The organism is Halomonas qinghailakensis, assembly GCF_025820815.1.
GTDB classification, from domain to species: Bacteria; Pseudomonadota; Gammaproteobacteria; order Pseudomonadales; family Halomonadaceae; genus Vreelandella; species Vreelandella qaidamensis.
On the sequence record NZ_CP096973.1, the window covers coordinates 3132173 to 3147051 of the forward strand.

Here is a 14879-nt window from a genome sequence, read left to right on the forward strand (position 1 = left end):
GGTGGCTTTTTGGCACTGTTTGACTAAGCCAAGCCGCTCAGCGCTATCAATAATTGTGATACCCCGATAACGCTTGTTTATTGTTGTTACCATGCTTATTTAAATCGCTGATAACTGTGAGCAATAGCAGAACAAACGCTGATATTGAGGAATTATTTTGCGCCTGCACTATTCTGGTCCACTGCCTGAGCGCGTCGGTTTTTTATTGCTACCGCGCTTTTCAATGATGGCGTTTTTTTCTGCGGTGGAACCGTTACGAATTGCTAATCGTATTAGTGGTCAAACCTTGTTTGAGTGGACGCTATTTAGCCGTGATGGTGAGCCTGTTACCGCAAGCAATGGCATGACGCTATTAGCCGATCAGCCGATGGGGGGTGGTTTTGATTTGCCCTCGTTGGCGGTGTGTAGCGGTTTTGAGCCTGAGGACCATTTAGACCGGGCGCTCATTTCATGGCTGCACCGGCTTGATCAATCCGGTTGTGCCCTAGGTGGGTTGGACACCGGAGGCTTTATCTTAGCTGCTGCTCAACTATTGAAGGGAGAGAGGATCACCTTGCACTGGGAGAGCTTGCCGGTCTTCCGTGAGCGTTTTCCTACGATTGAAACGTCCGACGAATTATTTGAGATCGGGGAGCGGCGTTTTTCCTGTGCGGGCGGTGCCGCCGCCATGGATATGGCCTTAGCAGTAATCGCTAGACGGCATGGTTCCAAGCTGGCGGTCGATGTTTCTGAACAACTTATTCATGAGCGTTTACGCAGCCGCAGCGACCAACAGCGGATGTCGTTAGCGCAGCGGTTAGGTACCCATAACCGGCGTTTAGTGGAAGCCGTTGCATTAATGGAGAGACATTTAGAAGAGCCTCTTGCAATGGCCGAGATTGCCCACCGAAGCGGTGTGTCATCTCGTCAATTGCAGCGACTTTTTGAACAGTACCTAAACGTGTCGCCGCGTCAGTGGTATCAGCAACTTCGCCTTCATCGTGCTCATCGCTTGTTAAATGAAACTGATATGAGTGTTCTTGCCATAGGGGTAGCCTGCGGTTTTAGTTCTAGTTCAAGCTTTGCCAGGGCGTTCCGCGGTCACTTCGGCTGCTCACCGATAGAAGCACGCCAACAGGCCGGTAACTGAGCGTTGAACGATATGGTTGTCGTTTTGTGCGTAGGTAATGTCGCTTTGTGTCGTTTCTATTCTTGTCTAGTAGTCAAACTTGGTGAGGTATATCGCCAAAAGAGGACACTATAATGAAGAACGCACTCGGTGGTTTGAAGGGCATGTCGGCACTTAGCACCGCAGGATTGGCAGTGTTGGCGTTGGCAGGTCCAGCCGCAGCGGACCTTGATGAAGTAAGGTTTGGCGTCCCCCCCTGGCCAGGTGTCACTGTAAAATCCGAAGTGGCAGCTCAGTTGATGGAGGCGATGGGCTATCAAACAAGTCAGCGCGGTTTGGCGGTAAGCGTGATTCTTGAGGGACTAGCGCGCAACGATGTGGATGTCTATTTGGGCGGCTGGTATCCGGTACAAACCGATATGGTAGAGCCACTGGTTGCTGACGATAAAATTGAAAAATTGGTCTCCAATATCCAGGGGGCGAATTCAGGTCTGGTGGTTCCTCAGTATGTTTATGATGCTGGCGTGACATCGGTGGCCGACCTGGATGCCTACCGTGACCGTTTTGACGGTGAAATTCAGGGCATCGAGGCGGGCACCGGAATTAACACGGCCATTCTGGCGGCTATTGATAATGATATTGTAGGCTTAGGAGATTGGCGTCTGCGTGAAAGCTCCACTGCTGCTATGTTGGCGCAGGCTGAGCAAAAGATGGCGAATGAAGAGTGGGTGACGTTTGTTGGTTGGGAGCCCCACTGGATGAACGTCAGCTTCGACATGGCTTACCTGGATGATGCCGATGGGGCGGGCATCGCTCAAATTGAGAGCACGGTTTGGACCATCGTGCCGGCCATTTTGGCTGAGGAAGATCCCCAGTTGCACCGTTTTCTTTCGCAATATGTAGTGGATATTGAGGATCAAAACGCGTGGGTGCATCACTACAGCTATGAGGATCTTCCCGCTGACGAGGTAGCCTCTGAGTGGATTAGTGCTAATTTAGACACCGTAGAGACATGGCTGGATGGCGTAATGGCTAGAGATGGGCAGCCCGCGATACAGGCGGTGCGTTCGACTTACCAGTAGCTACTATTTTGTGTTAGCCGTTTGTTAAGCGCTTGGCAAAAATCTTGCCAAGCGCTTTGCATTTCAGGCAGGTCAGCGTGGGCATGTAATGCCGCATGAACCATGTTTTTTGCACAGCGATAGCCTACCTGCATACCGCTGTTCCGCCAGGAGGCAATGGCTTTTTCAAGCGGTGCGGTTAAAGGGTCGTGCTCAACTGAAAGAACCTCAATCTGCATCTCCGGTGGAAATGTATCGACGTGGTTGTCAATCCACGGGCAGTAGGGGATGAGTGACAAAACATCGTGCCGGCTAAGTAACGGAGCATCGGCTCCCAGTGTTTGCTGATTTAATTTGCCGACCGGCGGATAGATGAGTCCCACCAGTAAAGAACGATGCAATAAAGAACGATGCAGTAAAGAACGATGCAGTAAGGGCGCTAAATCTATAGCTATGCGTCCGCCAGCACTGTCGCCTACCACTGCGATGGGCTTTGCAGCCTTAGCAACTTTGAGGCACTCTTCTAGCATGTTGTGGTAGCTCGCTTCAGGCGCTAAGCAATAGCTGATACTGATAACGTGGCGCTTTAGCTGCTCTGCAAGGCTTGCTGCAACGCCATGATGGCTGTCGATAGACCCCAGGGTAAATCCACCCCCGTGAATGTATAGCACTTGGCCAGACTGAGCAGATGCAGGGATAAAGTGTCGGAGGGCTAGGCTTTTCCAGGTTTTGTCGGTGATTGTCATGCCTGACGGATTAGGCGGCGCAAACGTTTGGCATAAATGATCGTAACGCTGGCGTGCCACTGCAGGAGAGCCATTTTCGATATCTTTTAAGCCCGCATCGAAGCGGGCGATAAAAGCGTTTATGTCCATTAGCAGCTCCACCAGTAAGTCGTTAGTGCGTTGGTTTGAGGCTGTCTCTCACTGACAATCAGGCGCTGCCGTTAAGCACGCCTGATGTCATCGGGATTGTTAGATCAGCGTCTTTTGCGTCGTGCATCGAGTGTTTCGCGAAATAGCGAAAGTAGTACACCTGCGGTCATCACGAGCACAACAACACTTAGCGGTAAGGCAGCAGCAATAAGTGCCGTTTGCAGTGCGTTCAGGCCACCGGCAACCAACAACACTGCTGCCACTAAGCCAATTACCACGCCCCAGAAAACGCGGAAGCGCCTGGGTGGCTCACTGTCGCCTAGTGACAAAATGGTGGTTAGTACCAAGGTGCCGGAGTCTGAAGAGGTGACAAACCAACTCATCAGCAGGAAGACCATCATGGCGGAGAGTAGCCATCCAAAGGTGCCTCCGCCAACAATGTTATCGGCTGTAGCAAACAGTGCTGAGGGCAGGTTCCAAGCGTTAACCAGCTCGATAATACCGGCGCTACCAGGGCCGCTCGTTGCATATAGCTCCTGATACATGGCGTTGCCGCCAAAGATGATCAGCCAAACAAAAATGATCAGGGTCGGTACTAACAGAACGCCCAATACAAACTCACGCAAAGTGCGGCCCTTGGAAATGCGGGCGATGAACAGCCCGACAAAGGGCGCCCAGGCTAGCCACCAGCCCCAGTAGAAGATTGTCCAACCCTGTTGCCATGCGGTTGCTCCTTCCTCATCTGCGTACCAAAGTCCCATGGGAATGACGTTGATAGCGTAGTCTAGCAAGGTCTCTCCAAACGCCATGATTAGCCACAGCGTGGGCCCGCCAATGAGAAAAACCCCCACTACGACTAACGATACCCAAATATTCATTTCAGAAATAAGTCGAATACCGCCGTGCACACCAGTCACTGCAGAAAGTATTGAGATAATTGAAATGCCTGTAATGAGCATCAGCTGAGTATTTAACCCAGGATCGATACCCATAAGTCGCTCTAAGCCGACAGCCATCTGGCTAACCCCAAGCCCCAGCGACGTAGCTACGCCAAAGACGCAGCCCAGCACACCAAGGATATCGAATAGGTGGCCGATAGGGCCAAAGATGCGTTCACCTATAAAGGGGTAAAGCGCCGAGCGCAGTGCGAGAGGCAACCCTTTACGATAAGCGAAATACGCCAGTGACATACCGACAATGACATAGATGGCCCAGCCGTGAAGACCCCAGTGAAAAACGGTAACGCGTAATGCATCAATAGCGCGTTCATAGCCGATGGCGGTGGCTCCCGCCATGTCCGCATGGGGGTTGTTGGGGTAGCCAAACGCACCGGTATCGTCAAGATAGAAGATTGGCTCAGCGACGCCAAAAAAAAGGATACCAATACCAATCCCCGCAGAGAACAGCATTGCAAACCACGCAAAGTTGCTGAACTCGGGGCGGCTGTCATCAGGGCCAAGCCGTATGCTGCCATAGCGACTGAAAACAATAAAAGCGCATACCACCAGTAGTAGCATGACAGTAACTAGATAGTAGCCGCTGAAAGTGCTTTCAATCCAGGCACGTGTTGCTCCAAACACGCTGCCCGCTGTATCTGAACCGAGTCCTGTGAAAAGCACGAAGAGCAGCACTAGGCCGCTAGCGGTTAGCGTCATTCCCTTGTGCATGCCTTGGAAGAAACCGCCTTGTGCTAGCTCAGTTACCATGTAGTCAGTGCTGAGCTCGACCTTAGGTGAACTGTTGTGTGAAGGCGGAGAGGGACAATGGGGGGGAGTTGGCGTAGCGATATTCTTGTCCTCATGGGCCGGACGTCGGGCCGGCGGTCCCGGTGAACCGCCCGGGTTGCGGGCGGTTCATGTTTTTTTCACTGAAGCTTCAACGACGTATAGCGATAGTGCGGTTAGCCAATTCCGGCCAGACCGAAGGCTCAGCTTGAGGTAGAGCCGCAATGGCGTCTTCAATGGGGGCAGGGAAGGGAGCGGGTCGCCCGGTATTGCTATCAATGCCCATCAGCATCTGCTCGCTGGTGGCCAGCAGGTTGCCTGCTTCGTCATGCAGTTTGAAGAAGACATGTAGACGTTTGGTGTCGCGATCCAGCAGGGTTAGCGCCACGCTGAGTGGCTGCCCCTCGTGGGCCTCGCGACGGTAACAAAGATGCGTCTCAAGGGTATAAATCGTGTAGCCGAAGTGCGCGCGGCCTGGAGTATCCAGGCCGATATGCTCCATCAGCGCCTCTACCGCTAGCGAGAATACCCGAGCGTATTCAGCATCGTTCATATGGCCGTTGTAATCGACCCATGCTGAGGCGACGCGGCTTTCTAAAATCACCATCAGATACGTCCTTCCAAGCCTTCGGCTTCGGGCCAATATTTTTGTACCAGGCCGAGTAGCTCCACCAGGAAGTCATCACGGCGGCTGTCAAGCTCGGCCACTGAGCGACCTGCGGCCTGGTGGTTGCAGCCATCTACCACACGATCAATAAGGTCGTTGGTAAGCTCGGGGGCTTCAAGCTTCGTCCAGGGCAGTTTCAGCGCTGGGCCAAACTGTTCCAACATATGACGCATACCTTGTTCTCCCCCCGCGAGATGGAAGGTCAAAAATGTTCCCATCAGCGACCAGCGCAGGCCGCAGCCGTAGACCACCGCGGCGTCTATTTCCTCAGTAGTGGCAACGCCGTCGTTAACCAAGTGCAGCGCTTCGCGCCAAAGCGCTTCCATCAGGCGGTCAGCAATATGCCCCTCAATTTCCCGACGCACAACCAGTGGCCGCATGGCAAGTGCTTGATAGTGGGCCTGGGCACGCGCTAGTTGGTCAGGCACGGTTGCTTCACCGCCAACAAGCTCCACTAATGGCAATAGATAGACGGGATTGAAGGGGTGAGCCACGATAACTCGCCCAGGAGCGTTATGGCAGTCTTGCTGCAAGTCGCTGGGTTTAAAGCCGGATGTGGAAGAACCGATAATAACGTGCTTTTCCGCAGCCGCATCCAGCGCCGCAAGCATTTCGCGCTTAAGCTCAAGCCGCTCAGGTACGTTTTCCTGAATTAAGTCAGCACCAATAACCGCCTCCTCTACGCTATCGACGAACCGTAAGCGTGTTGGGCTGGCGCTTTCTGCTAAGCCAAGACGTTGTAAAGAGGGCCAGGCATTTTCAATAAAGGCATGGGTGCGTGCTGGGGCCTTGGGGTCTGGGTCAAAGGCCACGACATCCCAACCTTGTGCCAAGGCGCGAGCAATCCAGCCGTTGCCAATAACGCCGGTTCCTATCACGCTAAGTTGATGGTTCATACGCCACCTCCCGCACTGACAGTCCCGGTTTTGGGATCGCGTAGGGACAAATGGGCACGTGTCTCTGCGGGGGTCATGATTCGGCCGCCAAGGTTCTCAATCAGCGTGGCGGCATGGTCTACCAGTTGTCCGTTAGTAGCCAGGACACCTTTTTTTAGAAAGAGGTTGTCTTCGAGGCCGACGCGGGCATGGCCGCCTAGTAGTATCGCTTGAGCTGCCATAGGCATCTGATGGCGACCGATGCCGAAGGCTGCCCAATGGGCGTTTTCTGGGAGCTTGTTGCGCATCGCCAGCATACTTTCTGTATCGGCTTCAGCGCCCCAGGGAATGCCTAAACAAAGCTGATAAAGAGGGTCACCATCAATAAGGCCTTCTTGTTGTAACTGCCTGGCGAACCAGACATGGCCTAAGTCAAAACACTCTAGCTCTGGTTTAACGCCAGCAGCTTGTACCAAGCGAGCATGCTCGCGTAGCCAGTCGGCAGGATTAACGTAGACCATATCGCCAAAGTTGAGGCTACCGCAGTCTAGGGTGCAGAGTTCAGGCAATAGTTCGCCTACAGGTTCATGGCGTTGGGCAGGCGTCTGGATATCTGTGCCGGGGCCACCGCGGGTAGGATCTTGGAGGTCGGGAATCCAATCACCGCCACCGCCAGCGGTAATATTCATGACGATATCCACATTCGCTTCGCGTACGCGTTCCATTACTTCGCGAAAGTGATCAAGAGAGTGGCTGATACCGCCGGTGTTAGGGTCCCGTACATGAATATGCGCAACGCTGGCACCCGCTTTCGCGGCGGTAATACAGTCGTTCGCGATCTGTTGGGGCGTGATAGGCACATGGGGATTTTTGCCAGTGGTATCGCCTGCGCCGGTGACAGCACAGGTTAAAATAACGTTGCGGTTCATTGGCCGCTCCTTGACAGTAGCTATGAATAACGTACTTAAGTATGGAGAGATAGCGAGATAGCGATTGTCATTAAGCGACGCTAGATGCACATAAAGCGTCGTTGTTAATTAAACGGAGTTAATGCGATGCATCTTGAGGACTACCAGAAGTACGATGCCACCGATCTTGCTGAGCTGATTCGCCGTCGAGAGGTAAGCCAGTCAGAGGTGTTTGATGCAGCGGTGGCGGCAATTGAAACGCTTAATCCATCTCTGCATGCAGTAGTGAGAACACGCTTCGACAAAGCTAAACACGAGTGTGACCAAGTGCTGGAAAGCGCGGTGTTTGCTGGAGTTCCAACGTTAAGTAAAGATTTATTAATGGCGCTATCCGGTGAGCCGCTGGCGTTTGGCAGCGCCTCGCTGTCAGCGTGGTGCCCTAAAGAAGATTCACTGCTTATTCGGCGTGTGCGTGAGGCTGGGTTAGTGGTGATGGGGCAAACCGCAACGCCGGAGTTAGGGCTAATGGGGATTACGGAACCTAAGGCATTTCCCCACCCGCACAACCCGTGTCGTAAGGGTTATTCTCCTGGCGGCTCAAGCGGTGGTGCCGCAGCGGCGGTCGCCAGCGGGATGGTGCCTATTGCACTGGCAGGCGATGGCGGTGGTTCTATCCGCATTCCTGCCAGTTATTGTGGTTTGTTCGGTTTTAAACCTTCCCGTGGGCGGGTGCCGTTAGCGCCTGCCCACGGAGAAGTATGGCAGGGTGCGGTGATAGAGCATGCTATCACCCGAAGTGTGCGCGATAGTGCGGCGCTGTTAGAGCAGATCAACGGCATGGCACCTTCCGGCCCTTATCCAGTACCTCGTGAAACGGGATATGTGGCGGCGTTGTCATCTTCTGCTAAGCCACTGCGTATCGCCGTGTCGATGGGTGGTTTTTTGAGTCATGGCCTGGGTACCCAGATAAGTGCAGATATAAAAATAGCCGTTGAAAAATCCGCCAAGGCGCTGACCGAGTTGGGACATGAGGTGGAGTGGTGTGACCCACCAGTGGATGGCGAAGCGTTGGCGGACAGCTATCTGACGCTGTATCTAGGCCATTTAGCCGCTGACCTTCAATGGGTAAGCCAGCAAACCGGCGTGCCAGTGCATCGGCTAGCGGTTGAGCCTTCTACCCGCGCTATTGGTAGGCTGGGCGCTAAGCTTTCAGCGCGTGATTACGAGCTGGCTAAGCGCTATTGGCATACGGCCAGCGAGCAGATGAGCCGGTTTCACCAGCGCTATGATGCGTTGGTATTGCCGGTAGCGGCGGATACTGCCCCTGCGATAGGTGAGCTTTATCCTTCTGCCGCCCGTGAGCGGCTAATGTCGTTGTTGGCTGTTCCAGGTGTGCCATCACTGGCATTAAAAGCGGGCATGCTGAAGCGCTTAGCAGTGGATGCGCTTAGCCGCACGCCGTTTACCCAACTAGCGAACCTTACCGGGCAGCCTGCTATGTCAGTGCCTTTTCATGTGGCGGCAAATGGTCTACCGGTTGGTGTGCAAGTAGTGGGGCGCCTTGGTGAAGACAAACAGCTGCTACAGCTGGCGGCTGCCATGGAACAGCATGATGACTGGCAGTGTCAGGTGCGCCAAACATCCTCCCAGGCCCAGCCATCTTTATGAACGTAAGCGGCCAACACTTTTTGGTTTTCGCTGGAAAGATGTTTTTGTAACGTGCTTTGAGAGGCCGCAATACCAGACAACTGCTGATAGGTGTCAAGCTTAGGTAGTTCTGGCAGTTCCTTCACGGCGGTAATGAACGCGCTGTCTAGCGTTGCTATAAAACTCTCTATTATTTTTATGCTGGTAGTCAGCTGCTGCTGGGCGGTGCTGTCTATATCGTGGCAGCTTACCTTGGCGATGATTAGCGCTTGGTAAAGGCGTGTTAGCGCTAAAGCGAGTGACTTACTGCGTTCTGTGGCATGGTAGTAGTGAAGAATAGGGTAGGCGAGGTGTTGCTGGCCTAGCTTTCCGATAGAAGCTTGGAGCGATTGAAGCTGTTGACTGAGGCTTTGAAAGTTGCCGTTGTCATGGGTGGCTTCCAGAATTTGCCAGGGTGTTTCGCCTAGCGCACTGATAGTGAGCGCAATTTGCCGTTTTTCGGTTACATTGGCCACGATGTTCAGCATATAAGTGATGGTCAGTGTGAATAGAAAAAAGCCATTGGCCGCTGCTGCTATTGGCGCAATACGCCAGCTATTTGTGCCAGGCACGAAGTCACCATAGCCCAGTGTGGTAATGGTATAGCCAGCGTAGTAGAGCCTTTCGATAGCGTCTGCTGGTTGTTTTGTTTCTGCATTAACGACCGCTAGTGGCGAGGCAGAAAATAACAGCCACCAGCCCAGTAAAATAACTACTAGCCAAGTGACCATGAGGCCAACGGTCATCCATGGGCCCGTTGAGGCCAGCATTTTGTGATTTGAGCGACGTTGGTGGAAGTAAAGAAGCACTGCCCAAATTTGACTGATAAATCGATTAGTAAAGGGGCCTGAACGGGATGCCGACAGCGTTGTTTTAATCGCATCGTAATTACCCAGTATGATAAGGCTGATGCCTAACAACCCGATTACTATATTTACTGTCGTAAGGTTTTCTATCATGAGAACCTCTCTTCCGTGATGGTGTCTCTCTTCCGTGATAACGACATGCTCTGGCTAATTAAAAGGTAACAACGCCTTGCCAATAACGCCAATAAGGCGCTGAAAAACGTGGAGAGGCCACGGTTTTTTTATCGCATGAAACTGGTTAGAACGCTGCCGATATACAGGGTAAACTAGCCGCCCTTTATCTGAAGCGCGGGCGGACATGCATTCAATCCCCACCTCAACAAGCTATGAGCTAACCCAGGCGGGTGACCGCTATTTCGACGGTTTGGTCGATAAGTTCTCGCGTTCGCTCTATCAAGCGCCCCGTGGCGAGCTGCGCCTAGCAATGCTTGATTATTTGCTGCCGCAAATGCTGCATTTAACCGAGCAGCCCGTGCTTGATGTGGGTGGTGGTTTAGGACAGCTCTCGGGGTGGTTTGCTCAGCGTGGACACGCGGTCACCATGGCCGAACCCTCTCAGGATATGCTGGCCCATGCCAGCGCGTGGCATGCAGAGCGAAGTGCTGAAGGTGCTTGGCCGGTAGACAAGCTTCGCTATCTTGCCGCGCCGCTTCAGTTGCTGCCGCAGCAAGCGCCTGGGCCTTGGCCGCTCATCACCTGTCACGCTGTGCTTGAGTGGCTAGGGGAGCCTGAGCAGGCTGTGCAAACGCTAGCGAGTCTGCTTGCCCCTGGTGGGCAGTTAAGTTTGATGGTGTTTAACCGAGATGCCTTACGTTTTTCTAATGTCGTTAAAGGCAACTTAAAAAAAGCGTTGAGCGATCAGTTGGAAGGCAAGGGTAAGCGCCAGCGCTTGACGCCGATTTCCCCGGTCACCCACGATGAAATGTGCCAATGGGTAGTAAATAATGGCCTTGTCATGGAAGGCGTTGCCGGAATTCGAATTTTTCAAGATTATTTGCGCCATCCTTCCACGGAAAGGAGCGAGCAGGCAACGCTGCTGGCGCTTGAAAAGCAGTATTGTCGCCAAGACCCTCACTGGCGGCTAGGCCGCTATTTACTTTATACCTTCACTAAACCCGAGGCTGATGTATGAGCGCTCAACTGCCCGCTTGCCAACTTCTTGAACGTTTCTATGGTCAATCGGCTCATTTATGGCCCGTTGCACCGCCTGCTGATGGTTGGCTGCAAGCTCATTCAACAGCCATGATCAGTGGGGATGTAGCGCTGCGCGAGCAGTGGGCATCCAGTGGTAAATCCGCCGCTAGCCCGTTTGATGCTCCGTTTGTTGAGCAGGCTGGGCAGGTAGTGCTGTTCTGGCCGAAAGCCCATCAGCTGGGAATTTGGTGGTTGACATGGTTGTGCAATGTATTGCCAGAAAACACTCCGCTTGATGTGGTGGGTGAGCACCAAGGCGGCATCAAGCGCGTGCCAAAGATACTGAGCGAGCTGGGCATGCGCTGCGATAAGCTCGATAACGCGCGGCGTTGCTCACTGTTTGCCACTCGCACGATAGCGATGGAGCCGCCGGTTAACGCTTGGCAAACCTTTGAAGCGCTGGATTTAAAATTGGTTAGCCATCCTGGTGTCTTTGGTCACGGCAAGGTGGATGAGGGCACGCGTTTGATGCTCGAAAGCATCGAGGCTAGCTTGTCCAAAAAGCCGCTCAACGTACTGGATGTGGGCTGCGGCGACGGCATTATTAGTGCTTGGTTAGCTCAGCGAGGCCACCAAGTCACCGCTGTGGATGTTAGCGCGTTTGCAGTAGAAGCGTGCCGCCGAACGTTAGCAGCCAACCAGTTGAGCGGCCGGGTACTTGAGAGCGATGTTTATTCAGCGCTTGAGAATGAGCAGTTTGATCTGATCATCAGTAATCCGCCGTTTCACCAGGAGCGAGAGATCACCTATGGGCCAAGTCACCGTTTGATCAGCGAAGCCCCCCCGCATCTGCGGGCGGGCGGGCGCTTGGTGATTGTCGCGAATGGCTTCTTGCCTTATCCCGATCACCTGCAGCGGGTCTTTCAAGACTTTGAGGTTCTGGCAGATAATCGGCGCTTTAAAGTGTATCGGGCTGCTAAATAACGAGTGTAATCGCTTATTAGTTTGCGTCTATGATGCAAGGTAGCTAGCCGTGTTTCGGCTTCACGTGTGAAGGAGAGTGACATGTCAGCAAACGTTCGTACGACGGCCATTGTTGGTAGCGCCTTACTATTAGGCGGTTTGTTAGCGTTGGGACTGGTATGGGGCGGCAGTTACTTTAAAGGCGCAGCTGAAGTTTGGCAGCAAGCCTCACGCAGCGTCACTGTACGTGGTTTGGCCGAGCGCGAAGTAGCGGCGGATATGGTGTTATGGCCGCTGAACTATACCGTCAATGCTAATTCGCTTTCTGACTTGGAGCAGCAGCTTTCCAGCAACGAGCAGTTAGTTCGCCAGTTTCTGGAGTCCCGTGGTTTTGATATGGGCAACGTCAGCGTCACGCCACCGCGTATTACTGATCAATTTAGCAATATGTATGGTGGCGAGCGCCCAGATGAGCGCTATCGCGCTGAGGCCACATTGCTGCTACGTACTGATAATGTTAGTGGTGTGATAGAGGCGGTGCCCCAGGCCACAGCGTTGGTACGGCAAGGTGTGCTGTTATCGCCTAGCTATGAATACCGCACCGAGTTTTTGTTTACCGGACTAGACGCCATTAAGCCTGACATGATTGCTGAAGCGACGGCAGATGCGCGCAACGCGGCTCAGCAGTTTGCAGAAGATTCTGGCAGTGGGGTAGGGGGAATACGCCAAGCGACCCAGGGCTACTTTTCTATTGAGGATCTAGATAGCTATACCCCCCATATCAAACGAATCAGAGTTGTCACCACGGTAGATTACGCGTTAGAAGGGTAGCCCAAACGCATTAACGTAGACGGTGGTTACATGCCCTGATAGCGAATCTCCGTGATAGTGTAGAACGTCTCGCCATTGGGTGTGAGCACGGTAATATCGTCGTCTACTTCTTTCCCCAGTAGCGCTTTGGCCATGGGGGCATCGATACTGATCCAGCGTTTTTTAGTGTCGATTTCGTCGTGGCCAACAATTCTAAGATGAACGTGCTCCCCCTTTTGATCTTCCAAACTTACGTACGCGCCGAAAAAAACCTTGCTGGTATCAGCGGGCAGGCGATCAACAATTTGCAGTTCGTCCAACCGCTTGGTTAGGTAACCAATGCGCGCAATAACGCGGTTTAACTCTTTTTTATTATAAGTGTAATCGGCATTTTCACTGCGGTCGCCCTGGGCGGCGGCTTCACCGACTTTGGCCGAAATAGCAGGACGTTTAACCCGTGATAGGTGATCCAGAATAGCGCGCAAGCGAGCTGCGCCCTCTGCGGTGATCAGGTTGCTCTTAGGTTCTTGGCGCGGGTCTTTTGCTGGATCGCGCCAGCGCGTCATGTTGCGGCCTTTCATTGCGGTTTCCACCTCCATAAAGAGTACCAGCTTACGCTAATGAGAGTGTTGTTCACAAAGCTCATATTTATTGGCGATTCATTCAAACGTTCGTTACATTGTGTGGTGAGGGCTTTAAATCCCAAAACTAACCGTATTACTTGCTAGAAAAGCATAAAAATAAATCAGGAGCTCATTATGCATACAACGCCTTTTTCTCGCTTACTCATTGCTGCGGCGTTAGGCAGCGCGCTGGCGCTAGCCCCATTAAGCGTGTCGGCTTATGAAGGCGAGGTATTTTCATTAAAAAACCGCTGGGAACACACCGTCACTGAAATGCCTGCTAACGAGCGCGAGAGTACGTTGAAAGCGCTTGCTAGTGAGGCTGAGCAACTTGCTAGCCAACATTCTGATCAAGCGGACGTGCTGATTTGGCAAGGCATTATATTGGCGTCTTATGCCCGTGAACGTGGCGGGCTTGGTGCATTAGGCACTGCAGGCGATGCCCGCGATGTGTTGGAGCGGGCGATTGAGCTTGACCCACAGGGTGGCAATGGGTCGGCGTATGTCACACTTGGTGCGCTTTATGATCGTGCGCCAGGTAGGCCGTTAGGCTTTGGCAATAGCGATACCGCTGAGCGTATGTTTCAACGTGCGCTAGAGATCCGCCCAGACGGTATTGATGTGAACTATTACTACGCAGCGTTTTTGCAAGAAGAGGGCAATACCCAGGCGGCGCGAGAGCACGCTCAGCGCGCAGTAGAAGGAACGGCACGTGAAAGCCGTCAAGCCTCTGACGAAGCACTGCGCCGAGATGCTGAGAAACTTTTGAGTGAGCTGTAGTCCTTCCCTCCTCTAAGCCTTCCTCCCTTAAGGGTTGATAAGCGCGTTGGCATTCCCAGTGGTAAGCATTGATAATAGAACGATTGTTAACACTGGGAGTGCTTCATGGTCGCTAGCCCTAACGTATTAGCGCCCGACGCGTCAGCGCCGCCTCAGCTGGGCCGAGATGATGTCGAACTAATCCAACGTGATACCCTTTATCAGGGTTTTTTCCGCTTGGAAGCCTTAGAGCTGCGGCATCGTCTCTTCGAAGGTGGCTGGAGCGACACGATGCGTCGCGAGGTACATAACCGCTTTGACGCTGTTGGCGTGCTGCTTTACGACCCTGCTCGCGATGCGTTAGTACTTGTTGAACAGTTTCGTGCGGGTGCGATTGACGACCCACTTTCTCCTTGGAAGTTAGAGCTGGTGGCGGGACTGGCAGATAAAGACGAATCCCTTGAAGACGTTGCCCGCCGTGAAGCGTTGGAAGAGTCAGGCTGCCAGGTAGGCGCATTGACTAAATTGCATACCTATTACCCAAGCCCCGGCGCCTGTAACGAACGGGTGACCCTCTTTTGTGGTTTAGTCGATACCCAAGGTATGGGGGGAATTCATGGGCTGGATGATGAGCACGAAGATATTCGTGTTCATGTGGTAACTTTCCCGACGGCATGGGAACTCCTAGAGAAGGGAAGACTCGACAACGCCATGTGTTTGATTGGGCTGCATTGGCTGGCAAGCCAGCGAGCTTCGCTGCGTGCTGCCTCTCACCGTGCAGTGACTGCAAATGCGGACAGCCAACCGTGAAACTAAACAC

Annotated in this window: 15 protein-coding genes; 8 read left to right on the forward strand and 7 right to left on the reverse strand. The window is 53.1% G+C overall.

Annotation, left to right across the window (positions count from 1 at the left end; all coding sequences use genetic code 11):
• The first annotated feature begins 157 nt into the window (after window positions 1-157).
• On the forward strand, window positions 158-1129 hold the full coding sequence (locus M0220_RS14220; protein WP_264018031.1) for a GlxA family transcriptional regulator: 972 nt from the start codon (window positions 158-160) through the stop codon (window positions 1127-1129).
• Window positions 1130-1242: 113 nt separating this feature from the next.
• The gene (locus tag M0220_RS14225; protein WP_264018032.1) at window positions 1243-2190 is read left to right on the forward strand and encodes an ABC transporter substrate-binding protein; all 948 of its coding nucleotides are present in this window, start codon (window positions 1243-1245) and stop codon (window positions 2188-2190) included.
• Here the strand turns inward: M0220_RS14225 and M0220_RS14230 are convergent.
• The 5 genes from M0220_RS14230 to M0220_RS14250 form a co-directional block, all read right to left on the reverse strand.
• A complete protein-coding gene (locus tag M0220_RS14230; protein WP_264018033.1) occupies window positions 2181-3044 on the reverse strand; it encodes an alpha/beta hydrolase in 864 nt (287 codons plus the stop codon). The genes M0220_RS14225 and M0220_RS14230 overlap by 10 nt on opposite strands.
• Before the next feature lie 104 nt (window positions 3045-3148).
• Window positions 3149-4750 carry a BCCT family transporter gene (locus tag M0220_RS14235; protein ID WP_264018034.1) on the reverse strand — a complete coding sequence of 534 codons (1602 nt, stop codon included), beginning with the start codon at window positions 4748-4750 and terminating at the stop codon, window positions 3149-3151.
• A gap of 169 nt (window positions 4751-4919) precedes the next feature.
• On the reverse strand, window positions 4920-5375 hold the full coding sequence (locus M0220_RS14240; protein WP_030072095.1) for a thioesterase family protein: 456 nt from the start codon (window positions 5373-5375) through the stop codon (window positions 4920-4922).
• Window positions 5375-6331 (reverse strand): L-carnitine dehydrogenase, encoded by a 957-nt coding sequence (locus M0220_RS14245; RefSeq protein WP_264018035.1) that lies wholly within the window; start codon window positions 6329-6331, stop codon window positions 5375-5377. Before M0220_RS14245 ends, M0220_RS14240 begins: the two co-directional genes overlap by 1 nt.
• Entirely contained in the window at window positions 6328-7239 is a 912-nt protein-coding gene (locus tag M0220_RS14250) for a BKACE family enzyme (RefSeq protein ID WP_264018036.1), read from the reverse strand. The genes M0220_RS14245 and M0220_RS14250 overlap by 4 nt, the downstream gene beginning before the upstream one ends.
• 126 nt (window positions 7240-7365) lie before the next feature.
• Here M0220_RS14250 and M0220_RS14255 point away from each other — a divergent pair, with 126 nt between their 5' ends.
• On the forward strand, window positions 7366-8886 hold the full coding sequence (locus M0220_RS14255) for an amidase (RefSeq protein ID WP_264018037.1): 1521 nt from the start codon (window positions 7366-7368) through the stop codon (window positions 8884-8886).
• On the opposite strand, the gene M0220_RS14260 is transcribed toward M0220_RS14255, so the two are convergent.
• A complete protein-coding gene (locus M0220_RS14260) occupies window positions 8844-9863 on the reverse strand; it encodes a potassium channel family protein (RefSeq protein WP_264018038.1) in 1020 nt (339 codons plus the stop codon). The two genes, M0220_RS14255 and M0220_RS14260, sit on opposite strands and share 43 nt — an antisense overlap.
• 205 nt (window positions 9864-10068) lie before the next feature.
• Between M0220_RS14260 and M0220_RS14265 the strand changes: the two genes are divergently transcribed.
• From M0220_RS14265 to M0220_RS14275, 3 genes are all read left to right on the forward strand, one after another.
• Window positions 10069-10902 (forward strand): methyltransferase domain-containing protein, encoded by an 834-nt coding sequence (locus M0220_RS14265; RefSeq protein WP_264018039.1) that lies wholly within the window; start codon window positions 10069-10071, stop codon window positions 10900-10902.
• On the forward strand, window positions 10899-11888 hold the full coding sequence (locus tag M0220_RS14270) for a methyltransferase (protein WP_264018041.1): 990 nt from the start codon (window positions 10899-10901) through the stop codon (window positions 11886-11888). Before M0220_RS14265 ends, M0220_RS14270 begins: the two co-directional genes overlap by 4 nt.
• An 81-nt stretch (window positions 11889-11969) precedes the next feature.
• Window positions 11970-12698 (forward strand): SIMPL domain-containing protein, encoded by a 729-nt coding sequence (locus M0220_RS14275; protein ID WP_030072109.1) that lies wholly within the window; start codon window positions 11970-11972, stop codon window positions 12696-12698.
• Between the two features lie 26 nt (window positions 12699-12724).
• On the opposite strand, the gene greB is transcribed toward M0220_RS14275, so the two are convergent.
• Window positions 12725-13258, reverse strand: a complete 534-nt coding sequence (gene greB / locus M0220_RS14280) for a transcription elongation factor GreB (RefSeq protein WP_264018042.1) — start codon at window positions 13256-13258, stop codon at window positions 12725-12727.
• 177 nt (window positions 13259-13435) lie between these two features.
• Here greB and M0220_RS14285 point away from each other — a divergent pair, with 177 nt between their 5' ends.
• Both M0220_RS14285 and M0220_RS14290 read left to right on the forward strand, forming a co-directional pair.
• Window positions 13436-14080 carry a TRAP transporter TatT component family protein gene (locus tag M0220_RS14285; protein WP_030072111.1) on the forward strand — a complete coding sequence of 215 codons (645 nt, stop codon included), beginning with the start codon at window positions 13436-13438 and terminating at the stop codon, window positions 14078-14080.
• 105 nt (window positions 14081-14185) lie between these two features.
• Window positions 14186-14869 carry an NUDIX domain-containing protein gene (locus tag M0220_RS14290; protein WP_030072113.1) on the forward strand — a complete coding sequence of 228 codons (684 nt, stop codon included), beginning with the start codon at window positions 14186-14188 and terminating at the stop codon, window positions 14867-14869.
• The last annotated feature ends 10 nt before the right edge of the window (window positions 14870-14879 follow it).